This window comes from Arenibacter nanhaiticus (genome assembly GCF_900141935.1).
GTDB lineage: Bacteria > Bacteroidota > Bacteroidia > Flavobacteriales > Flavobacteriaceae > Arenibacter > Arenibacter nanhaiticus.
Map to the genome: position 1 here is coordinate 48,497 of NZ_FQYX01000008.1, position 21,570 is coordinate 70,066.

The 21,570-nt window shown below is 40.4% G+C and carries 17 protein-coding genes; 14 read left to right on the plus strand and 3 right to left on the minus strand.

Features of this window, described 5'->3' with window-relative positions; all coding sequences use genetic code 11:
* The first annotated feature begins 141 nt into the window (after positions 1-141).
* The 7 genes from topA to BUA16_RS06910 all read left to right on the plus strand — a co-directional run bounded on the left by topA (position 142) and on the right by BUA16_RS06910 (position 9,766).
* Positions 142-2,637 carry a type I DNA topoisomerase gene (gene topA / locus BUA16_RS06880; RefSeq protein WP_072764016.1) on the plus strand — a complete coding sequence of 832 codons (2,496 nt, stop codon included), beginning with the start codon at positions 142-144 and terminating at the stop codon, positions 2,635-2,637.
* A gap of 1 nt (position 2,638) precedes the next feature.
* The gene (locus BUA16_RS06885; protein WP_072764017.1) at positions 2,639-3,796 is read left to right on the plus strand and encodes a formimidoylglutamase; all 1,158 of its coding nucleotides are present in this window, start codon (positions 2,639-2,641) and stop codon (positions 3,794-3,796) included.
* Positions 3,797-3,909: 113 nt separating this feature from the next.
* The gene (gene porK / locus BUA16_RS06890) at positions 3,910-5,271 is read left to right on the plus strand and encodes a T9SS ring complex lipoprotein PorK/GldK (RefSeq protein WP_072764018.1); all 1,362 of its coding nucleotides are present in this window, start codon (positions 3,910-3,912) and stop codon (positions 5,269-5,271) included.
* A gap of 67 nt (positions 5,272-5,338) precedes the next feature.
* Positions 5,339-5,989 (plus strand): type IX secretion system motor protein PorL/GldL, encoded by a 651-nt coding sequence (gene porL / locus BUA16_RS06895; RefSeq protein WP_072764019.1) that lies wholly within the window; start codon positions 5,339-5,341, stop codon positions 5,987-5,989.
* A gap of 56 nt (positions 5,990-6,045) precedes the next feature.
* Positions 6,046-7,614: a type IX secretion system motor protein PorM/GldM gene (gene porM, locus BUA16_RS06900; protein ID WP_072764020.1), complete on the plus strand. Its 1,569-nt coding sequence runs from the start codon at positions 6,046-6,048 to the stop codon at positions 7,612-7,614.
* A gap of 98 nt (positions 7,615-7,712) precedes the next feature.
* Positions 7,713-8,615, plus strand: coding sequence for a type IX secretion system ring subunit PorN/GldN (gene porN / locus BUA16_RS06905; RefSeq protein ID WP_072764021.1), 903 nt, complete (start codon positions 7,713-7,715; stop codon positions 8,613-8,615).
* A gap of 95 nt (positions 8,616-8,710) precedes the next feature.
* Positions 8,711-9,766: an NAD(P)/FAD-dependent oxidoreductase gene (locus tag BUA16_RS06910; RefSeq protein ID WP_072764022.1), complete on the plus strand. Its 1,056-nt coding sequence runs from the start codon at positions 8,711-8,713 to the stop codon at positions 9,764-9,766.
* Here the strand turns inward: BUA16_RS06910 and BUA16_RS06915 are convergent.
* On the minus strand, positions 9,756-10,145 hold the full coding sequence (locus tag BUA16_RS06915; protein ID WP_072764023.1) for a DUF983 domain-containing protein: 390 nt from the start codon (positions 10,143-10,145) through the stop codon (positions 9,756-9,758). The two genes, BUA16_RS06910 and BUA16_RS06915, sit on opposite strands and share 11 nt — an antisense overlap.
* Before the next feature lie 63 nt (positions 10,146-10,208).
* On the opposite strand from BUA16_RS06915, the gene BUA16_RS06920 reads away from it, so the two are divergent.
* The 3 genes from BUA16_RS06920 (at position 10,209) to BUA16_RS06930 (ending at position 13,514) form a co-directional block, all read left to right on the plus strand.
* On the plus strand, positions 10,209-12,122 hold the full coding sequence (locus tag BUA16_RS06920; RefSeq protein ID WP_072764088.1) for an ABC-F family ATP-binding cassette domain-containing protein: 1,914 nt from the start codon (positions 10,209-10,211) through the stop codon (positions 12,120-12,122).
* A 297-nt stretch (positions 12,123-12,419) separates the two neighbouring features.
* Positions 12,420-13,325 (plus strand): leucine-rich repeat domain-containing protein, encoded by a 906-nt coding sequence (locus tag BUA16_RS06925; RefSeq protein WP_084668445.1) that lies wholly within the window; start codon positions 12,420-12,422, stop codon positions 13,323-13,325.
* 6 nt (positions 13,326-13,331) lie between these two features.
* The gene (locus BUA16_RS06930; RefSeq protein ID WP_072764025.1) at positions 13,332-13,514 is read left to right on the plus strand and encodes a CPXCG motif-containing cysteine-rich protein; all 183 of its coding nucleotides are present in this window, start codon (positions 13,332-13,334) and stop codon (positions 13,512-13,514) included.
* A 281-nt stretch (positions 13,515-13,795) separates the two neighbouring features.
* Here BUA16_RS06930 and BUA16_RS06935 read toward each other — a convergent pair whose 3' ends face one another.
* Positions 13,796-16,516 carry a M16 family metallopeptidase gene (locus BUA16_RS06935; RefSeq protein ID WP_072764026.1) on the minus strand — a complete coding sequence of 907 codons (2,721 nt, stop codon included), beginning with the start codon at positions 16,514-16,516 and terminating at the stop codon, positions 13,796-13,798.
* Positions 16,517-16,773: 257 nt separating this feature from the next.
* Between BUA16_RS06935 and BUA16_RS06940 the strand changes: the two genes are divergently transcribed.
* From BUA16_RS06940 to BUA16_RS06955, 4 genes are all read left to right on the plus strand, one after another.
* Complete coding sequence (locus tag BUA16_RS06940; protein ID WP_245795529.1) at positions 16,774-17,703, plus strand: formylglycine-generating enzyme family protein; 930 nt, start codon at positions 16,774-16,776, stop codon at positions 17,701-17,703.
* A 119-nt stretch (positions 17,704-17,822) separates the two neighbouring features.
* Positions 17,823-18,374: a YceI family protein gene (locus BUA16_RS06945; protein WP_072764028.1), complete on the plus strand. Its 552-nt coding sequence runs from the start codon at positions 17,823-17,825 to the stop codon at positions 18,372-18,374.
* A gap of 131 nt (positions 18,375-18,505) precedes the next feature.
* On the plus strand, positions 18,506-19,492 hold the full coding sequence (locus BUA16_RS06950; protein ID WP_072764029.1) for an FAD:protein FMN transferase: 987 nt from the start codon (positions 18,506-18,508) through the stop codon (positions 19,490-19,492).
* Positions 19,493-19,501: 9 nt separating this feature from the next.
* On the plus strand, positions 19,502-20,686 hold the full coding sequence (locus BUA16_RS06955) for a M20 metallopeptidase family protein (protein ID WP_072764030.1): 1,185 nt from the start codon (positions 19,502-19,504) through the stop codon (positions 20,684-20,686).
* 146 nt (positions 20,687-20,832) lie between these two features.
* Here BUA16_RS06955 and BUA16_RS06960 read toward each other — a convergent pair whose 3' ends face one another.
* Positions 20,833-21,303: a hypothetical protein gene (locus BUA16_RS06960; RefSeq protein WP_072764031.1), complete on the minus strand. Its 471-nt coding sequence runs from the start codon at positions 21,301-21,303 to the stop codon at positions 20,833-20,835.
* Positions 21,304-21,570 lie beyond the last annotated feature (267 nt).

Genomic DNA, 21,570 nt, shown 5'->3' on the forward strand with positions numbered 1-21,570 from the left:
TAAAGTGCTTTTCAGCGAGGTGATTCGAATATAAAAGCTGTGAAATACCACTTTAAAAAGGTGTTGTTTTTAGGGCCTTAGGAAATGATAATCTTATAAATAAAAAAATTGGTATACTTTTGTGTATCCAAAAACAAGTTAATGGCAAAGAATTTAGTAATCGTAGAGTCTCCGGCTAAAGCGAAAACAATAGAGAAATTTTTAGGTAAAGACTTTAAGGTAGAGTCCAGTTTTGGGCATATTGCCGATTTGCCTTCCAAAGAATTGGGGGTAGATGTCGAGAATGATTTTACGCCTAAATATATTGTTGATAGCGATAAAAAAGCCCTTGTTAAAAAATTAAAGGATTTAGCGAGTAAGGCAGAAACGATATGGTTAGCGAGTGATGAAGACCGTGAGGGAGAGGCCATTTCTTGGCATTTGGCCGAAGAGCTTAAATTGGATAAAGACAAGACCAAACGGATTGTTTTTAATTCCATTACCAAATCGGCCATTCAAAAGGCTATTGAAAATCCAAGGGAGATTAATTTTAATCTAGTAAATGCCCAACAGGCAAGAAGGGTATTGGATAGATTGGTGGGATACGAACTTTCGCCAGTTTTATGGAAAAAGATCAAACCGGGGCTTTCTGCCGGTCGGGTACAATCTGTAGCGGTGCGTTTAATTGTTGAGCGCGAACGCGATATAGAATCCTTTACCCCAGAAGCTTCTTTTAGGGTGGCGGCATCGTTCAAAACTGCGGAGGGCAACGTATTTAACGCAAAACTTAATAAGACTTTTGCGAGTAAAGAAGAGGCAGAAGCCTTTTTAAAACAAAATATAGGGGCTAATTTCTCTATTGCCAGTCTAGATAAAAAGCCGGCCAAGAAATCACCGGCCGCTCCTTTTACGACTTCTACCTTACAACAGGAAGCTTCGCGTAAATTATATTTTTCGGTTTCCAGAACCATGCAGGTGGCCCAACGTTTGTACGAGGCCGGACTTATTACTTATATGAGAACCGATAGTGTCAACCTTTCAAAGGAGGCTATTGATGCTGCCAGAGAAGCCATTATTTCCAATTATGGAAAAAAATATAGTAAGGAAAGAAGTTTTACGGGTAAATCTAAAGGTGCACAGGAGGCCCACGAAGCCATTCGCCCTACAGAAATGACCAATCAATCGCCATCCTTAGAAAGGGATCAGGCTAAATTATACGAACTTATTTGGAAACGTACCCTGGCATCTCAAATGAGTGATGCAGAATTGGAACGTACCAACGTTAGGATAAAAACAGATACCCATAATGAAGCCTTTACGGCCAATGGAGAGGTGATTAAGTTTGACGGGTTCTTAAAAGTTTACTTGGAAGGAACCGATGACGAGGACAATGCTGAAGAGCAAGAAGGAATGCTTCCTGCCATGAAGGAAGGTGAAGAGATATTAAACAACTATATCACCGCTACCGAACGTTTCTCTAGAGCGCCTTACAGATTTTCTGAAGCGTCTTTGGTTAAAAAACTCGAAGAATTGGGAATTGGAAGACCGTCGACCTATGCGCCAACTATTTCTACCATTCAAAATAGGGGTTATATAGAAAAGGGAACGATAGAAGGGGTAGAACGAAAATATGTACAGCTTGTTCTTGAGTCCAATAAGGTCGCTACCAAGAACCTTTCGGAAAACGTAGGGTCGGATAAAGGAAAGATGGTACCTACAGATATAGGTGTTATCGTAACCGACTTTTTGGTTAGTCATTTTGAAGGTATATTAGATTATCACTTTACGGCTAAGGTAGAGGAGGATTTTGATGAAATTGCCTCTGGAGGTGAAGACTGGAAGAAAGTGATGAAGGATTTTTACAGTGACTTTCATCCTAAAGTATTACATGTAGAAGAAAATGCAGATAGGGCCAGTGGTGAACGTATTTTGGGGACCGACCCAAAAACGGGGAAACAAGTTTCTGTACGTTTAGGGCGTTTTGGCCCCATGGTACAGATAGGAACTGTTGATGACGAGGAGAAGCCGACTTTTGCGAGCTTGTTGCCAGAGCAGTCCTTGGCCTCCATTAGTTTTGAAGAAGCAATGGAGTTGTTTAAGCTCCCAAGATCCTTAGGTGAATATGAGGGAGAAGAAGTAGAAGCAAATGTGGGAAGGTTTGGACCTTATATCCGTTTTGGAAAGAAATTTATTTCTTTGGATAAAGACGAGAGCGCCATGGACATAGGCATGGACAGGGCCATTGAACTTATAAAGGCAAAACAAAAAGCCGATGCTCCGATTGCCGAGTATGAAGGTCACGAAGTGACCAAGGGCGTAGGAAGGTTTGGTCCGTTTATAAAATGGAATGGGATTTTTATCAATGTAAGCAAGAAATACGATTACGATAATCTAAGTAAGGCCGATATCGAAGAGCTTATAGAAATAAAAAAACAAAAGGAGATAGACAAGGTTGTCCAGGACTGGCCAGAAGAAGGAATCAGAATAGAAAAGGCTCGATGGGGAAGGCATAATATAATAAAGGGAAAAATAAAGGTTGAGTTATCGAAGGATATTGATGCTGCCAATTTTCCACTGAAAGAGGCGATTGCGCTGATAGAGAAAAAGACGCCCAAGAAAAAAACAAAGGCAAAACCAAAGCCTAAGGCTAAAAAATAATATGGCATTCGATTTTTTGGTACCTGTTAGTGAACAGGTATTGGACCATTGTGAACAATTGCCTTCCCAAGCACTGGGAAGGCATATTAATAAGCATACTGCTCGTTATGGGCTACCAGAATTAGACAAGGTAAACCTTGCTGTTTTGGGGGTGAACGAGTCTAGGAATGCATTGGAGACTAAATCCGAGCGATTGGATTTATCCCAGATCAGATTGCAGTTATATGCGCTGATGAAGGGGAACTGGAATGTTTCTATAATAGATTTGGGAGATATAGAAGAGGGGAACTCTATAGCAGACACCTATTTTGTTGTGAAAGAGGTAGTGGCTCAACTGTTACAAGACAATATAGTTCCTGTGGTGATAGGGGCCACCCAAGACATTACCTATGCTACCTATAGGGCCTTTGATGGTTTAAAAGAAATGGTCAATTTGGTGGCCATTGATAGTAGGTTCGACTTTGGGATGGACGAAAATATTATAGCTGCTCATTCTTATATGAGTAAAATTATTACCGACAAGCCCAATAATCTTTTTAATTTTTCCAATATAGGCTACCAAAGCTATTTTAACTCTCAGGAAGAAATAGACTTAATGGATCGGCTTTTTTTTGATGCCTATAGGCTTGGCGAAATAATTTCGGATATTAGCTTGGCTGAGCCGGTGCTTAGAAATGCTAATTTGGTGAGTATGGATGCCCGCGCAATAAGATCGGCAGATATTGGGTATTCCGATAGTTTTTCTCCAAACGGATTTACTGGGCGCGAAATCTGTGCCATTGCACGGTATGCCGGAATTAGTGAAAAGGTATCCGTATTCGGAATCTACGAGATAGAAAACTCAAATCAGTCTTTTCAGTTGATGGCACAAATCATCTGGTATTTTATCGAAGGCGTTAATTTTAGGATAGTGGAAGAGCCTACTAGTGATAGCAATGATTTTACGAAGTACACTGTTCCTACCGAAGATAGGTCATTGGTCTTTTTTAAAAGTCATCTTACCGAAAGGTGGTGGGTAGAAGTGCCTTCTGTTTTAAGTTCCCATACTAAAATATATTCACCTGCGTTATTACCGTGCACTGAGGCCGATTATTTAGAGGCCTGTAACCAGAATATTCCTGAAAGATGGTTTAAAGCCTATAAAAAAGGATTTAATTAATCAATTAATTTTAAGAGGATAGATTGTTTTAAACAATAAATTATTTAAAAAGTAGTTTTAAGAATAGTAATTGTGTTGGCATTTATAATCATAATCGAAATTTAACCTAAAGTATGAAGAAGCTATTGTTGTTATCTATAGCATTTGTTTTTTTACTCGCAAGTTGTGGGTCCAAGACAAAAGGAGAACTAGTCGGAGTCAAGGGAAAAAAATGGTACCCCGAAAAGCCTTATGGTATGGAGTTAATCCCACGCGGATCTTTTATCATGGGTAAGGCCGAAGAGGATATGGCCCAAGTTCTGAATGCACCTACTAAAACCGTTACCGTACGTTCTTTTTATATGGATGATACGGAAATTACCAATAGTGAATACAGACAGTTTGTCGAGTGGGTAAAGGATTCTATCACCAGAACTAAATTAGCCATTCTTGCCGATGAATTGGGGTTAGGTCCTGACGATGGCGGTATTGGAAGATATGCTTTCAAAGATGCCGATACTACAAGAGCATCCGTATATGATAAGTATATGCTCGATAATTATGCCGGGATGGGAACTACAGGGTATGAGGAAAGAGCTCTTAATAAGAAGATAGACCTAATTTGGGACGTAGCTAAATATCCGGATGAATATTATGCGGAGATTATGATCGATTCTATTTATCTGCCCTTGGAAGAGTCTTATAATGGCTTAAGTTCTATCGATGTTAAAAAACTAAAATATAAGTACAGCTGGATGGATATCGAAGCAGCTGCCCGCGCAAAATCTGGTAAAAGAAAAGATTTTATTCGTCAGGAAGAGCTTAGCATTTATCCAGATACAACGGTATGGATCAAGGATTTTGAATATTCTTATAACGAACCTATGCACAACGATTACTTTTGGCACGATGCCTATAGCGATTACCCAGTGGTAGGTGTTACTTGGCAACAGGCAAAAGCATTCTGTAACTGGCGTACCAAGTATAAGAATGACGATCAAAAAAGTAAGGGGAAGCAATTCGTAAACCAATTTAGACTACCTACGGAAGCCGAATGGGAGTATGCTGCCAGAGGGGGTATCGAAGGAGGTACCTATCCTTGGGGAGGGCCTTATGTAATAGGAGATACAGGTTGCTTTATGGCGAACTTTAAGCCTAATCGTGGCGATTATGCTGCCGACCAGGCCCTGTATACCGTAGAGGCAAAGTCGTATGAACCCAATGATTACAATTTGTACAATATGGCCGGAAACGTATCGGAATGGACCAACAGTAGTTATGACGCAAATTCTTACGAATATGTTTCTACCATGAACCCTAATGCCGGGTCTAACCAGAATGCCAGGAAGGTTATTCGAGGAGGATCATGGAAAGATGTTGCTTACTTCCTACAGGTAAGTACCAGGGATTATGAGTATCAGGATTCTGCCCGTAGTTATATCGGTTTTAGAACCGTGCAAGACTATATGGGAGAGGAAGATGCTACCACCAGGTAAAAGCATAAAAACTTAACCTATGTATCAAATACTTATTATTTATGTAACCTAATTAAAAACTAAAATCATGGCGCAATCAAAATCAACAAAAAAACTATTTAATATGGCCTATGGCCTTGGAGCTTCGGTGGTAATTATTGGAGCATTGTTTAAAATTCTTCATTGGCAGTTTGGCCCCCTTACGGGAGGATTATTGTTGGCGGTAGGTCTTATAACCGAGGCATTAATTTTTGCGATCAGTGCTTTTGAGCCCGTAGATGACGAATACGATTGGTCTTTGGTATACCCAGAGTTAAACGGAGGAGCTTCCGCAGGGAAAACTAATGCCATTGCCGAAACGAAGGAAGCAGAAGCCTCCTTGTCTAAAAAATTGGACGAATTATTAAAAGAGGCTGGGGTAGATGCCCACCTTATGGAGAGTCTTGGCTCTAGCATTAGAAATTTTGAAGGAGCAGCCAAAGGGATTGCCCCAACAGTGGATGCTATGGAGTCTACAAAGAAATATTCCGATGAAATGGTCCAGGCGGCAGCGCAAATGGAATCATTGAACAGTCTTTACAAAGTACAATTGGAAAGTGCAAGCAGGCAAGCGACCATTAACGAAGAAGTAGTCCAAAATTCTAGCGCTCTGAAAGAGCAAATGCAATCCTTGGCTACCAATTTGTCGTCCTTAAATGGAGTGTATGGAGGAATGTTATCTGCCATGAACAGAAACTAGTTAGTGGTTATCATAACCAAACCCAAATCAATTTAACAATTAAAACTAATTAGAAAATGGCAGGAGGAAAAGATACACCACGTCAGAAGATGATTAATCTTATGTATTTGATTTTCATCGCGATGTTGGCCTTAAACATGGGAAAGGAAGTGCTTTCGGCTTTCGGTCTTATGAACGAAAAGTTAGAAGCGTCTAATATTAAGACGACCGAAAATAACATGGCTTTCCTTAGTGGATTAGAAACCAAAGCCTCGGAAAATAAAGAAAAATTTGGTCCCCTTTTAGAGGATGCAAAAAGAATAAAGGAATTGTCTCAGGAGTATTACCTCTATCTAGAAGGACTGAAAAAAGAGATGATGGCCGATGTGAAGGATCCTAAGGACTATCAAGTGATGGACAAGACCGATTTCTTGGATCAACGGTTTTTTCAAGGAGATAATTTAAGTCAGGAAGGGAAAGAATTCTTGGATAAATTGATAGCATACCGCACCCAGGTCTCCGAGGCTATGCCCGAGGAATTAAAAGATGTCAGGTCGTCTGTACAATCCAGGTTCGAGACTGGCGATGCCAATGGAAAAGTAGAAAAAAGGGACGGTTCTAAACAGGATTGGTTGAACTACAACTTTGAAGGGTATCCATTGGTGGCTTCCTTGACAAAAATCACCTCTTTGCAGGCCGATGTTAAGGCTACCGAAGAAGACGCTTTAAAAGCAATGTTACAAGGCCAGTTGAGCAGTGAAGTGTCCATGACCAATTATACCACTCTTTTAGAGCAGGAGAAGTCTGCTTTTTACGCAGGGGAAAAGTTTGTCGGAAACATTGTTTTAGGCCGTAAAGATGCCTCGACAAAACCGAATGAGGTGAATTTAACCTTGGATGGTAGAAAATTGGTGGAAGGTACGGACTATGCTATAGAAGACGGAAAAGTTAGATTAATGGTGAGCGCTGGTAGTGCCGGTGATCACAAGATAGAAGGTAATTTGGTGTTCTTACAAGATGGGGAGCGTACCGAGGTGCCAGTATCGTCTACCTTTGCAACCATTACCAAGCCAAATGCGGCCGTTATTTCGGCCGATAAAATGAATGTCGTGTACCGTGGGGTGGCAAACCCTATTACCATATCCATTCCGGGAATTCCGGATAACAATGTGAGTGCTTCCGCTGCGGGACTAAGCAAACAAAGCGGTAGTAAGTATGTTATGAATCCTGGTACGGGAAGAACAGTTTCTATTACGGCCTCAGGAAAACTTCCAGACGGACAAACGATAAGGACTTCTTCAGAATTTAGGATCAAAGATATCCCTAGACCTTCGGGATCTATCAGAGGGGAGTCCGGAACTGCTAAAATGGGTAAAAATAATTTGGAAATTGCTACGGTGGGGGCTCTTTTAGAAGACTTCGATTTTGATCTAAACCTTGCCGTAAGCGGATTTAAATTTAAGGTGCCGGGACAGCCAACAGTGAGCGTAAACGGAAATAAACTGGATGCTAGAGCCAAGTCTGCCTTACAAAGAGCAGGTCGGGGTGATGCCGTTCAAATATTCGATATAGAAGCGTATATTACGAATAATAAAAACTATAAGCTTAAAAAAGTATCTCCGGTAGTTGTGGAGATCACCAACTAGGAGCTAGTGATTTTGTAACATAAACCAGTACATAGTGACGCTGCTACAATATGTACTGGATATTACATCTGAACTATAAGAACTATAAATTTTAACAGATGAATTGGAAGAATGTTTTATTAATTGGTGCTGTAACGCTGTTACCGATATCTCTTTCGGCACAGGCAAATATTTTAAATGCCAAAAAGCCGGAACAAATTGGTAAAAAAACGGAAGCACAGAAGGAGAAAGACAATGACGCTCCGCTAAAATACGGTTATGTAGACGATAGGGATATCCTTTGGTCCAAAACCGTATGGGAAGTGATAGATTTGGACGAGCGCGTTAATTTCCCATTGTACTACCCATTGGATACCATTGATATTGGTGCCGATAGAAGGTCTTTGTACGATGTGCTGATTAAAAACATTAAAAATGGAAGGTTAAAGGATATTTATGTAGACTCCTATTTTACCGAAAAAAGAGAGTTTAAAGATCTAGAGGCTACTTTGCAAAAGGTAGATACCACCGATATGGGGTATGAGCAGTACAACGCAGGGGAACAGGTTTCTCCAGAATATATCAACAGACGTAATATTGTCGCAGCAGATTTAGAGGAGTACCTTATTAAGGGAATCTGGTATTTCGATAAAAGACAAGGGGAACTTAAATACCGCTTGCTGGGGATTGCCCCAGTGGCCCCGGATGTTAACTTTATAGATGATGATTCCATGGATTTGGAAGAAGCAAAAGTGCCTTTGTTCTGGGTATGGTACCCAAGTGCACGACAAATTTTGCACGAGGCAAAGGTATTTAACCAACGGAACTCTGCCCAGCCAATTTCTTTTGATATGTTGTTGAACTCTAGGCGCTTCAATGCCACTATTTATAAGGAAGACAACGTGCATGGAGACCGTAGTGTAAAAGATTATATTTCCGATAATGCCTTGTTTCAGTTGTTAGAAGCCAAACGTATCAAAGAAACCATCAGGGATAGGGAACAAGATATGTGGGCTTACTAAGAACCTATAACAAAAATTCACTTTATCTATATAAAAAAAGAGGTTATCTTTCTAAGATAGCCTCTTTTTTTGTGCCTTTCACTACCTTTGGGCCTATGGTAGATTATTTGGTAGTAGGCTTGGGATTAGCGGGAATTTCCTTTTGTGAGCATTTGGATAGGAACGGCAAGTCTTTTATGGCGATCAGTGACAATTCCCAAACCTCGTCCGTGGTGGCAGGCGGATTGTACAATCCGGTGATTTTAAAGCGATTTACCCTGGCATGGGACGCACATGAGCAGTTAACGGAAGCCATTCCATTTTATAACGCTATAGAAAGAAAATTAAACACGACTTTAGATTATAAAGTTCCTGTATTGAGGCGTTTTGCCTCCATAGAGGAACAAAACTTATGGTTTGAGGCGGCCGACAAACCCAGTTTGGCACCCTACCTATCTACCAAAATACGGGTCAATAATAATGCTAGTATAGAAGCGCCGTTTGGGTATGGCGAAGTTTTACATACCGGCAGATTGGACACCCCAAAACTATTAAGCTCCTATGCTCATTATTTGAAAGAATCCAATAGGTTCTTACAAGAAACCTTTTCTTTTGATGCCCTCGAAATACAGGACGACAGTGTAACCTACAACGGTAAAAAGGCCAAATATTTGGTGTTTGCAACCGGATTCGGGCTTCATCACAATCCGTATTTTAACTATTTGCCCCTCAATGGTACCAAAGGAGAGTTGTTAACGATAAAGGCTCCTAAATTGAAGGAGGAAAATGTTATTAAATCTTCGGTTTTTGTCATCCCTATGGGAGATGATCTGTATAGAGTGGGCGCTACTTACAAGTGGAAGGACAAAACCAATACCCCAACAGAAGCATCTAGACGAGAGCTGATAGAAAAGTTAAATACCTTTTTAAAATGCGACTACGAAGTAGTAGGCCAGGAAGCTGGAATACGGCCTACCGTTGGCGATAGGCGCCCGTTAGTGGGCAGCCATCCGGTTCATAGAAATTTGTTCGTTCTTAACGGCCTGGGGACTCGTGGTATAATGATTGGTCCTACAGCGGCTAAAAAACTATATGGTTATATAGAAAATAATACCCCTTTAGATGCTGAAATAGATATTGCCCGGTTTACAAAAAAGCACTTTAAGAAGTAGTTTTAGTAGCTTTTGGATCGTAACTTATAAAGAAATTGATCCAAATGTTACGGGAGACACGTATAATAATAGGCATGAACACGAAAAGGGTGCCCAATATCGCGTAAAAAGATTGCAATAGCGTGGTGTCAAAAAATACAAAGGAAATAATAAAGGCAGCAACGGAAAAGGCAACACCTACCCCATAACTAACATACATGGCCCCAAAAAAGAACGAAGGTTCTATTTTGTATTTTGTTTGGCATTGGGTACAACGCTCGTGCATTTTAAATATATTAAGCATGTTATAAGGGTTTTTATCCTTATACATGCTTTCTTCGTGGCACTTAGGACAAGTTCCTGTTAAAATGCTGTAGAGTTTGCTTCCTTTTTTTAACATTTGCAAAAGTTTTTTCAAAAATACGTTATTGAAAAGCTATTTAATAATACAATATTACAAATTATGCTGAATATCCATAACCTCTCTGTTTCTTTTGGTGGAGAATACTTGTTTGAAGAAATCTCTTTCCGATTGCTGAGCGGTGATAGAGTTGGACTTATTGGAAAAAATGGGGCAGGGAAGTCTACCCTATTAAAAATATTGTCCAAAGATATGCCTATCGACTCTGGAACAATAGCCTCTGATAAGGATATTAAAATGGGCTTCTTACGCCAGGATGTCGATTTTGAATTGGGAAGAACTGTTTTGGAAGAGGCCTACCAGGCTTTCGAAGAATTAAAAAGCCTAGAGTTGCGTCTAGATGATATCAACCATCAATTGGCAGAACGAACCGATTATGAAAGTGAAGCCTATAATCAGCTAATTATTGATCTTAACGATGTAACCCATCACTACGAAATACTCGGCGGTTACAATTACCAGGGAGAAACCGAGAAAGTGCTGTTGGGACTTGGGTTTAGACGAGAGGATTTTGATAAAAAAACAGAAACCTTTTCGGGAGGATGGCGAATGAGGATAGAGTTGGCAAAGCTGTTGTTACAAAGCAACGATGTGCTGCTTTTAGATGAGCCTACCAACCACTTGGATATTGAGTCAATCGTATGGTTAGAAAACTATCTTAAAGGCTATACAGGAGGGGTAATGATCGTTTCCCACGATAAAATGTTCCTGGACAACGTTACCAACCGTACCATTGAGATTTCTTTGGGTAGAATCTACGATTACAATAAACCCTATTCCCAATATCTGGTGCTTAGAAACGAAATTAAACAGCAACAATTAAGTGCCCAGAAAAATCAGGCCAAGGAAATACAACAGGCAGAGCGACTGATCGAAAAATTTAGGGCCAAGTCTACGAAGGCCTCAATGGCGCAGTCCCTTATAAAGAAGCTCGATAAGATAGAACGTATCGAAGTCGATGAGGACGATAACAGTGTGATGAATTTGAGATTTCAAGTTTCGGTAACTCCAGGAAAGGTGGTGACCGAAATAGAAAATTTATCTAAAAGCTATGGAGACAAACATGTTCTTCAAGGAATAGATCTTCTTATTGAAAGAGATTCTAAGACCGCCTTTGTCGGGCAGAACGGACAAGGAAAATCAACCTTGGCCAAAATAATGGTCGGAGAACTAGAGCACCAAGGACATTTAAAATTAGGGCATAACGTGCAAATAGGATATTTTGCCCAGAATCAGGCAGAATATTTGGATGGTAACAAAACTATATTGGATACCATGATCGATGCCGCCAATGAAAAGAATAGGAGCAAGGTAAGAGATATCCTGGGATCATTCTTATTTAGGGGCGATGATGTAGAGAAATACGTAAAAGTACTTTCGGGAGGGGAAAGAAACCGTTTGGCCCTGGCCAAAATGTTGTTGCAGCCCTTTAACGTATTGGTAATGGATGAACCTACCAACCACCTCGATATCAAATCGAAGAATGTACTGAAACAAGCCCTGCAGAATTTTGAAGGGACCCTGATATTGGTGTCTCACGATAGGGATTTTTTACAAGGCTTAACCAATAAGGTATACGAGTTTAAAGACGGTAAGATAAAAGAGTATTTAGGGGATGTTAATTTTTACTTGGAGCAACGAAAGGTCGAAGACTTTAGGGCTATAGAAAAAAAGCAGACGATCACCATTAAAAAGGAAAAGCCCCAAGAGAAACAATTAAGTTTTGAAGAGCAGAAGAAACTTAAAGCTCTTAAGAATAAGCTGAGTAATATTGAAAGTGACATAGCAAAGCTAGAAAAACAGATCGCAGATTTAGACGATGACCTGCTGAAGGATTATGACGCTACGATGGCGAAACCTGATTTTTTCGAGAATTACGAGAAGAAAAAAAGAAATTTAGAAGCCCTAATGGCCGAGTGGGAAGAGTTGACCATGGAGCTAGAAGAGGTTTCTTAGGTTAAATTCGCCAATTAGTGTTTTGTGGTTTTACCACAGGTTTTAAGGGTTTCACCACAATTATCATAGGGCAAAGGGTTGGTTGTCGAGTATTTTTGCTGTTTATCTATGAATAAACGAGGTTTGTGGTGTAAATACTTCTTGTCTAGTGCCTTATTAAGTAAGTGCCATAAAAAGCAAAGAAATGAAATGAGCATGGCCGGAAACTGGTTGCAAATATGAATTCAGTTATGTGAATGATATGCTTGTACTGAGCGCAGCCGAAGTATGACCTTTAAAACCAATAAATATCAACATATGAAATCAGTTTGCCACAAACTCGCCCCCAAGTTTATAATGACTCTTCTTATATGTTTATTGGCATGTCACAGCTTTGTAGAGGCGCAAGTATCTAAAAAGGAAAAAAACGCCTTAATAGCCCTTTTTGAGAACACCAAAGGCGAAAGCTGGGTCCATGGCTGGGACTTAAATACGGATGTCGCATCTTGGCACGGGGTTCGTGTTCAAAACAACAAAGTAGTGGGGGTAGACCTTTTTAGAAATAACCTTAGTGGTAGCTTGCCGCAGCAGATAGGAGATCTAAAACATTTGGAAGAGCTTAATTTGGCCTTTAATAATTTAAAGGGCGAATTGCCAAAAAGCATAGGGAAACTAAGAAAACTACAGCTCTTAAAAATAGAGATGAACCAAATAAATGGACCTATCCCTACGGAAATAGGTCATATGGGGTCTTTGGAGAAATTTATCGCATTCAATAATTTTTTTTCAGGCGAAATTCCAGAAAGTATAGGGAGCCTTTCTAATTTACAAGAGCTTAATTTATCTAGTAACGATCTCGTCGGTCAAATACCAAATGGCATCGGAGCATTGGTAAAATTAGAACGTTTGGGGCTTTTTCAAAATAGGTTAAACGGGGCTATCCCTAAACAGTTGGGAAATTTAGGGCAACTAAAGGAACTGGTACTTGCAAACAATGATCTTGGGGGTGCCATACCAAGGGAATTTGGACAGTTGGCAAATTTAGAAGTCCTTCAAATTCAGAATAACAATATTTTTTCATTCGATAATATCCTACACTTAAATACTACCAAGCTGTTGGTCTTGGATTATGATAGAGAGAAAGCCGATAGCCGGTTTAAGGAATTTGAGATCGATAAGACAAGAATGGCCGATACTAAATTTGAAGATGAAAATATAGACTAAAAAACAATGTACGAACACTATTTTCAATGTCCGTATTGCTGGGAAGAGATTTCCTTTTTGTTAGATCCTTCTATCGCCAAACAATCGTATGTAGAAGACTGTGAAGTGTGTTGCAATCCTATCGCTGTCAACCTCAGTTTTGATCAAGGAGAGCTTATGTATTTTTCAGCTGTAAATTTGGAACGGTAAAAAAAATTGATTTGGCCCTATAAAAATCGACTACCACAAACGAGATAGGCGGTCTTTATAGGGCTAAATCAATAAAAATTCGGGATGTAGTAATGAATATGTTTATTTTCTAAATATCCCTAAGTATTGGCCTACTAATTTGGGCGTTCCCTCCTTCGTCGGGCGGGCCCTTGGCTATATCCCTTGCTTTGCTGCGGGGATGCCGCCGCGGTCCCTAACGCATCATTGTGTTCCATTAAGGCAACCTTCCATTTGAAGGTGAATCGAGCGTGCCAAGGTTTCTATGGCGCTTGAAAGTCCCCTGCATTGATCACTGTCCAATTTTCAAAAGCTTGTATGTATTTTTGAATCACCTTATTAACATCGGAAACGGTTAATTCGCTAATTTTCCTTTCCAATAATTTTTGAAATTCTATTCCTCGGTTATAAAAGATGTTATTATTAATGATACTGGCCAGTTCTCCGTCTTTAGCCCTAGATACATTTTCTTCCTGTATCCATCCATTAACGGCATTTTTAAGCTCTTCCTCGGTGATGCCTTCATTTATAAAGCGATCAATTTCTTCTTTAAAGCCAAGTTGCACCTTGTCGTAATTGGCAGGGGCATATATAGCGTATAAATACATGGCAGAATTTTCATCCTCCATATTAGAATCGGTTTGGAGCCCTGCGCCGGCCCCATAACTAACACCATCTTTTTGACGTAATCGCTCGGCTATTCTCGAGTTTAGGAATCCGCCTCCTAATATGGTCGCGGCAATGTTTAGCGCTGGATAATCTTGGTGAACATCGCTTATTTTTATACGTAAACGACCAAGGGTCATGGCATTCTTTTTGTCCGGGGTGATTATATTTTCATTAATGGCTATAGTGGGGAAATGGGGGTCTTTTAAGCGTTCGTAAGGGTGTTTCCCTTTAAAACCGCTAAATTCCTTTTCCATAAAATTCTTTACTTCTTGGGCCTGCATAGTGCCAATACCGACCATAATGGCCCTTCCTAAACCATAAAATTCTGAATAAAATTTTTGTATTGCCGCTATGGTTGTTTCTTTGATGGCGGCTTTTTCTTCTTCTACGGTCATGCTGTATAGGGGGTGGCCCTTTGCAAATCGGTTTTCTATTTGTGACATGCGTTTGGAGGCCAAGAATTGCGGTTCGCTGCTATTCATTTCTAAATAGGCCAACTGTTCTGTTTTTAATTTTTCCAATTCCTTGGGCTCAAAGGCCGGACTTTTTAACATTTCTGCCATTAGGGCCATGGAGGCCATTAGGTTTTCCTCGGTAGATACTACATTTACGTAGGTGTTTCCATTGTTGGCCCTAAAGCTTATAGATGATTTTAGCTTGCTGAGTTGATCCTCAATTTCCTGCCTTGTTTTGTTTTTAGTGCCCTTGTTGAGCATACTGGCCGTTAAAGACGGCAACACCCCCTTGTTAGAAAGGGAAACGGCATTGCCGTTGCGAATACTAAAATTTACCCTGACCGTATTTCCTCGGTTGCTTTTTTCAATGATCCCGTATTCAATACCATTGGGTAAGGTTCCAAGGGCTAGCCTTTTTTGTATCGCATCATAGGCAACGTCAAACGACTCCCCAGTGCCCATATCTTCTCGGCCTTGGTAATTGGAGACAAGAGAATCTAGGTTTTCGGTATGGGCAATGCTAACCCGCTCCGGATGTTTGCTAGGAATAAATCTTCCGATGGTCCTATTGGTAGGAATAAAATATTTTTGAGCAACCTCATTGATCATTTCCAAACTCATATTTTCTATCCTGTCCCTATGGATGAAATTAAGTCGCCAATCGCCGGCTCCAATAAATTCGCTCATATAGGTGCCTAGGTAAGCCGAATTTCGGCTAATTTGATCGATGCGTTTTAGCAGGTTGGCCTTGGCTCTGTCCAATTCTTGTTGGGTGATGGGGATAGCCCTTATGCCATCTAAAGTGCTTTTTAGGATTTTTTCGGCCTCATTGGCATTTTTATCCGAAGGAATATCTACATTGATATAAAGAAAGCCTGGTTCCTTGGTAAAAGGAGAGAAGGCCCAAACAGAAGATGCTTTTTGGGTTTCGACCAATGCTTTGTACAAACGGCCCGAGGGTTCGTCCGAAAGGATGTTCTCTATTATAGAAATGGCGGCATAATCTTCATGGGAACCAGCCGGAGTATGATACAAGGCCGAGGCAATTTGTAAGTCCCCGACCCTGCTAATATGAACGGTTTTTTCCCCGTCCTGTGGAGGTTCTTCCGTGTAGGAATCCCTTAAAGGGATTGAGGGGCTTTCAATTTTTCCAAATTTTTCCTCAATCAAGGAGAGGGTTTTGCGCTCATCGAATTTCCCCGTAACCATTAGGACCGCATTATCTGGTCGATAAAATTTCTTATAAAATGCTTTTAGGTTTTCAATGGGTACCCGCTCTATATCCGAACGGTTGCCTATGGTAGAATTTCCATAGTTGTGCCATACGAAAGCAGTATTGATCACTTTCTCCATAAGTACCCGGGTAGGGTTGTTTTCGCCGCTCTCGAATTCATTTCTCACGACACTGAATTCGGAGTCAAGATCTTTTTTTGCGATAAAGGAATTCACCATTCTATCGGCCTCTAAGTCCAGTGCCCATTCCAGATTGTCATCCGTTGCGTTAAAGGATTCAAAGTAATTGGTTCTGTCGTACCAAGTAGTGCCATTGGGGCGAGCTCCACGAGCGCTTAATTCTTTGGGGATGTCAGGATGCTTCGGCGTGCCCTTAAAAACCATATGCTCTAAAAGATGGGCCATGCCTTTTTCCCCATACCCCTCATGACGAGAACCGACCAAATAGGTGATGTTTACGGTAATTGTCTGGGAAGAATTGTCGGGAAATAATAACACCTTCAGTCCATTATCCATCCTATACTCGGTTATGCCTTCTACAGAAGCTATTTTTTTTAGTTGTCCATAACCAACAAGACAATTAAAAAATATCCCTATTAGAAAAATTGCTAAGAAATTGGTTTTCATCGTGGTGCAGTTTTATGGTTTATTCAATATTACAAAAAATATGAACAATTTTTAAGGAATATATCTCACTAACTTTTAAATAATTAAAGTAAAATGTAGCTTATTCTTATTTTTTTTCAAATAATAGTAATAATTTTATTGATTGACGTTAATTGATCAAACCTATGCTTAAAATCAACCCCAGCTTACGAAATTCTTCTTTGTTTTTTGTTCCAGTTATTTTTATGTCCCTACAATCCTGTAAAACACAAAAAACTGTGGTTCAGAATAGTCCGAATATACTAGCAGCCAAGGAAGAGTTTACAGAAAATATTCCAGCCACGGATATTTCCTTTGATATGGTATTGATCCCCGAAGGAAGTTTTATGATGGGGAGCCCAGCATCCGAGCCCAATAGGAAGGCTGATGAAGGTCCAGTAAAGGAAGTGACCCTTGATGCCTTTTGGATGGGGAAATATGAACTAACCTGGGATGTTTTTGAGCTCTTTTATAAACAAAATAGAGAGTTGTTTCAGGAAATGGATAAGGGCAAACTGGCAGATTTGGATGCTATCACCAGACCCAGTCCTCCTTATGAGGACCCCTCTTATGGAATGGGGAAGGCAGGGTATCCGGCCGTTAGTATGTCTGCTTACTCGGCCTTGGTGTTCTGTAAGTGGTTAAGTTCTGTAACGGGCACTTTTTACCGTTTGCCAACAGAGGCAGAATGGGAATATGCGGCCAAAGCAGGGACTAATACCGCTTATTCCTTTGGGGACGATATTTCCAAAATAGACGATTATGCGGTTTATTATAAAAATGCCAATAATCAATATGCCAAGGTAGGTACCAAATTGCCGAACCCTTGGGGCTTGTATGATATGCATGGCAATGTCGCCGAATGGACCTTGGACGAATACAAGGAAAATGCCTATGCTATGACAAAAGCAAATAATCCGTGGGTACAACCTACCGTAATTCACCCGAGAGTAATCAGAGGAGGGTCATGGGACGATGATGCTGAGGTATTGCGTTCTTCAAGAAGAGTAGCATCGAGCTTGAAATTACAGAAGCGAGATCCGCAAATTCCTAAAAGCTTTTGGTGGAATACCGATTCTAATTTTATCGGATTTAGATTGGTTAGTCCAAAAGTACAGCCTAGCCCAGAAGAACAAAAGAAATTTTGGCAGACGGTATTGGATGAATAAAAATGATTCCTAAACGGCCTAGGATGGGATTTTGGCCTAAGAACCATTGAAAATTTAAAATAAACAACCACGGAACTACTCTCCTAAAGGGAATGTAGACTTCCTTAAACAATAAATTCATGAAAAACATATTGTTGTTGCTTCTTTTGTTAACAGTGGTTTTTATGAGCCAAGCACAAGAAACGTATTCCTTATCCCCAAAAAGTGTGATCACCATTAATGGTAGCTCGACAGTAAGCGATTGGATGGTGGAGGCCAATGCCATGAAGGGTGCAATTCAAAACAAAGAAAATCTTATCAAGGATCTTAGCTTAGAGGTAACAGTAGAAAAGATCCATAGCGAACGTGGGGCGTCTATGGATAAAAAGCTCCATAGCGCCCTAAAAATGGAAGAACATCCCCAGGTGACGTTTAAATTAAAGGCGCTAACAGAAAAGGGTGCCTCAGCTTCCAAGGGTACGATAAAAGGCTTGCTTACCATTGCAGGGGTGACCAAGGATGTTGTCCTTAGCTGTGAAATCCGCAAAGTAGACAAGGAGTATTTTATAAAAGGGAATAAAGAAATAAATTTATTGGACTATAATATAGAGCCGCCAACAGCCATGTTCGGCCAAATAGTGGTTGGTGAAAAGGTAAGCGTAAATTTCGATTTGAGGTATGCTAAGGATTAATTTTATTGTGTAAAATAACGATCTAGTAGCTCCAATTTAATAGGTAGTATAAAAGAGCGATTATTGAGGCTATTCTGGATTATTAGGAATTAAAAAAACAAAACCCATTGAAATAGGAGGGTGTGAAAAAAATGAATTACGTCATTTTGTGTTTTCTTCTTTGGTTTGGGGTAGCAAATTCGCAATCGAGATTTGAATATTCCCACCAACAGATGGGTACGCAAATTAGATTGGTTTTCTATGCCGAAATTCAACAGAACCCCGATTCCATAGCACAATTGGTTTTTAAAAGGATCGATGAACTGAACGGTGTTTTGAGTAATTATTTGCCCGACAGCGACCTGACAAGACTGAGTAAAACGTCAAAAACAAATGTGTCCGTTCATGACGACTTGTTCAAGATATTACAGCTATCCGTACATTATAGTCAAAAGACCCATGGCGCATTCGATATCACTCTAGGGCCTTTAATAGCGCTTTGGAAGGAGACCAAAAAAACAAAAGTGTTGCCGACAACAGAACAGATACAACTGGCCTTGGAGAAAACTGGCTATCACAATATTCAATTTCCATCACTAAATGTGGTAAGCATTCAAGGAGACGCCAAGCAATTAGATTTGGGCGGGATCGGAAAAGGGTATGCTGCCGATGAAGCGATCAAACTTTTACAAGAAAACGGAATCTCATCGGCAATGGTAGACATGGGAGGCGATATTAGGGTCAGTGATCCACCGGTCGATAAAGATTATTGGATAGTAGGTTTTGGCTATTATAACAAGGAAGGAAAGGAAATAATACAAAAGATCAAATTAAAGAACAGGGCAATAGCCACTTCTGGCGATTTGTATCAATATGTATGGATAGATGGAAAACGCTACTCCCATATCATAGATCCAAAAACCGGAATGGCGTTGAGTAATAATATACAAGTTACCACCATAGCTCCCAATGGAAGCATGGCCGACGCCTATGCCTCGGCTTTCAGTGTAGGAGGACAAGATAAGGCTGGTTTTATAGAAAATCGGAATACAGCAGTGGAGTTTTTTATGGTTTCCGATGTTCCGGGGAATTATCAACAGCTGAATTCTGTTGGTTTTGAGGACTTTTTACTTAATTAGTAATGGAAAATGGGATTAAAGGAGAACATAAAACAATTGGCAAAGGAGTATGCGAACGACTATGTAGCGGTGAGGCGGTATTTGCATAGCCGTCCCGAGCTTTCCTTTAAGGAGTATAAAACAGGGGCTTTTGTGAAAACACAATTGTTGGCAATAGGAATAGATGCTATTGAAACCGTTGCGGGAACCGGACTATTGGCAAGTATAGAAGGGAAAAAGAATGGGAAAACAATACTCCTAAGGGCCGATATGGATGCCCTTCCTATTCATGAAAAAAATAAGGTGTCCTATGCTTCCCAAAATGAAGGGGTGATGCATGCCTGTGGCCATGATGTCCATATGACTTCCTTGCTGCTAACGGCAAGAATCTTATTTGAATTGCGAACAGAATTTTCAGGAACTATAAAATTATTGTTTCAGCCCGGGGAAGAATTGATGCCCGGAGGAGCGACCTTGGTCATGAAAGAACCTGCCTATAAGGCCTTGGGAGAGGTCGCTCATGTAGGGCAGCACGTTATGCCTAGTTTGCCAGTTGGAACGGTAGGTTTTAGGGGGGGGCAGTTTATGGCAAGCATGGACGAAATATACCTTACCGTAAAAGGCAAGGGCGGCCATGCAGCGGTACCCGAAGAATGTATAGATCCTATTCTTATAGCTTCGCATATTATCGTGGCGGCCCAACAGCTGGTCAGTAGAATGGCTTCGCCCAAAACAGCAAGTGTATTGTCTTTTGGGAAAATTATTGGAGATGGTGCCAATAACGTTATCCCCGATGAGGTAACTATTGAAGGTACTTTTAGAACCTTTGACGAAAACTGGCGGACAGAGGCCATTGAGAAATTAACCAAATTGGTAACGGCAATTGCCGATGGAATGGGAGGGGAGTGTATCGTAGCTATTCCCAAAGGATATCCTCATCTGCGGAACGATATGGCCTTAACCGAAACAATGAAAAACAGTGCCAAAGGGTACTTGGGAGCATCTCAGGTGGTGGATCTAGCACCATGGATGGCCGCAGAAGATTTTGCCTTTTACACACAAAAAAGTCAAGGCTGCTTTTATTTGTTGGGGGTTGGGAATGAAAACAAAGGGATTACTTCCGGATTGCACACGCCTACTTTTGATATAGACGAAGCAGCCTTGGAAATAGGAGGGGGATTAATGGCCTGGTTGGCCGTTGAAGCGCTCTTATAAAACCATTCTATCCGATTTAAAATACTGTTGTATAAAAAAAAAGAGGCATCCATTTGTGGATACCTCTTTGATAAGTGTTGTTGGGAATCTTCAGCCCTTGGGTAGGTCAATGCCCGTACTCAGTGTCAAATTCCCGAAACCATGATTTAGAATTGGTATCTAATACCCAAAGCAATATCTAAATCCAGATCATCTGAATAACTATTATTAAAACCAAGTTCTGGTCTCATATCCAAGGACAATATAAGGGGGAAATCAAAATTGTATTCAATTCCAATATCACCTGCAATAAGTGCAAACGTACCATCCCCGTTCGGAGAATCGTAAGAACCTAGTCCGGCACCAGCACCAACAAACCAGTTAAAGCCACCTTCAATATTCATCACCCACTGGTACAACCCTACAAGTTTAAAGGCATCTACATTGTTAGAATCCCTCCAACCTAGATCAAATTCCAATCTGTTATTTTCGGAAAGCAACCTTTGGTATGAGATTTCCCCTCCAAAACCGTCATTATCCCCAATTCTAAGTCCCAAGGCATTGTTGGAAATAGCTTGGGCATTAGCGCCGATAGCAGTTAAAGTGAACACAGTAAATAAAACTAATAATTTTTTCATGGTTCTTAAATTTTATGATTAATGCTGGTAAAGGTACTGTATAATCGATAGGTTTTAAAAAATTAGGATTATTTTATAATATCAATAAAAATAGGGGGTAGGCCCTGTATTTATGGTTTAGCGTCAATAAGATTCTATCTAAAAAAACGTGTAACGAAGTTATTCATACTGACAGGTTCATATATCTATTAGTTTTTGATATACCCCTTTGGGCGTTCCCTCCTTCCTCGGGCGGGCCCTTGGCTATATCCCTTGCGCTGCTGCGGG

What these genes read in the sequence shown, in the direction of transcription:
- BUA16_RS06920 (WP_072764088.1), top strand. Translation starts at nt 10,209, where the DNA reads ATGCTGAATATCCATAACCTCTCTGTTTCTTTTGGTGGAGAATACTTG.
- BUA16_RS06925 (WP_084668445.1), top strand. Translation starts at nt 12,420, where the DNA reads ATGAAATCAGTTTGCCACAAACTCGCCCCCAAGTTTATAATGACTCTT.
- porK (WP_072764018.1), top strand. Translation starts at nt 3,910, where the DNA reads ATGAAGAAGCTATTGTTGTTATCTATAGCATTTGTTTTTTTACTCGCA.
- porM (WP_072764020.1), top strand. Translation starts at nt 6,046, where the DNA reads ATGGCAGGAGGAAAAGATACACCACGTCAGAAGATGATTAATCTTATG.
- porN (WP_072764021.1), top strand. Translation starts at nt 7,713, where the DNA reads ATGAATTGGAAGAATGTTTTATTAATTGGTGCTGTAACGCTGTTACCG.
- BUA16_RS06950 (WP_072764029.1), top strand. Translation starts at nt 18,506, where the DNA reads ATGAATTACGTCATTTTGTGTTTTCTTCTTTGGTTTGGGGTAGCAAAT.
- topA (WP_072764016.1), top strand. Translation starts at nt 142, where the DNA reads ATGGCAAAGAATTTAGTAATCGTAGAGTCTCCGGCTAAAGCGAAAACA.
- BUA16_RS06885 (WP_072764017.1), top strand. Translation starts at nt 2,639, where the DNA reads ATGGCATTCGATTTTTTGGTACCTGTTAGTGAACAGGTATTGGACCAT.
- BUA16_RS06955 (WP_072764030.1), top strand. Translation starts at nt 19,502, where the DNA reads ATGGGATTAAAGGAGAACATAAAACAATTGGCAAAGGAGTATGCGAAC.
- porL (WP_072764019.1), top strand. Translation starts at nt 5,339, where the DNA reads ATGGCGCAATCAAAATCAACAAAAAAACTATTTAATATGGCCTATGGC.
- BUA16_RS06945 (WP_072764028.1), top strand. Translation starts at nt 17,823, where the DNA reads ATGAAAAACATATTGTTGTTGCTTCTTTTGTTAACAGTGGTTTTTATG.
- BUA16_RS06930 (WP_072764025.1), top strand. Translation starts at nt 13,332, where the DNA reads ATGTACGAACACTATTTTCAATGTCCGTATTGCTGGGAAGAGATTTCC.
- BUA16_RS06935 (WP_072764026.1), bottom strand. Translation starts at nt 16,516, where the DNA reads ATGAAAACCAATTTCTTAGCAATTTTTCTAATAGGGATATTTTTTAAT.
- BUA16_RS06910 (WP_072764022.1), top strand. Translation starts at nt 8,711, where the DNA reads ATGGTAGATTATTTGGTAGTAGGCTTGGGATTAGCGGGAATTTCCTTT.
- BUA16_RS06915 (WP_072764023.1), bottom strand. Translation starts at nt 10,145, where the DNA reads ATGTTAAAAAAAGGAAGCAAACTCTACAGCATTTTAACAGGAACTTGT.
- BUA16_RS06960 (WP_072764031.1), bottom strand. Translation starts at nt 21,303, where the DNA reads ATGAAAAAATTATTAGTTTTATTTACTGTGTTCACTTTAACTGCTATC.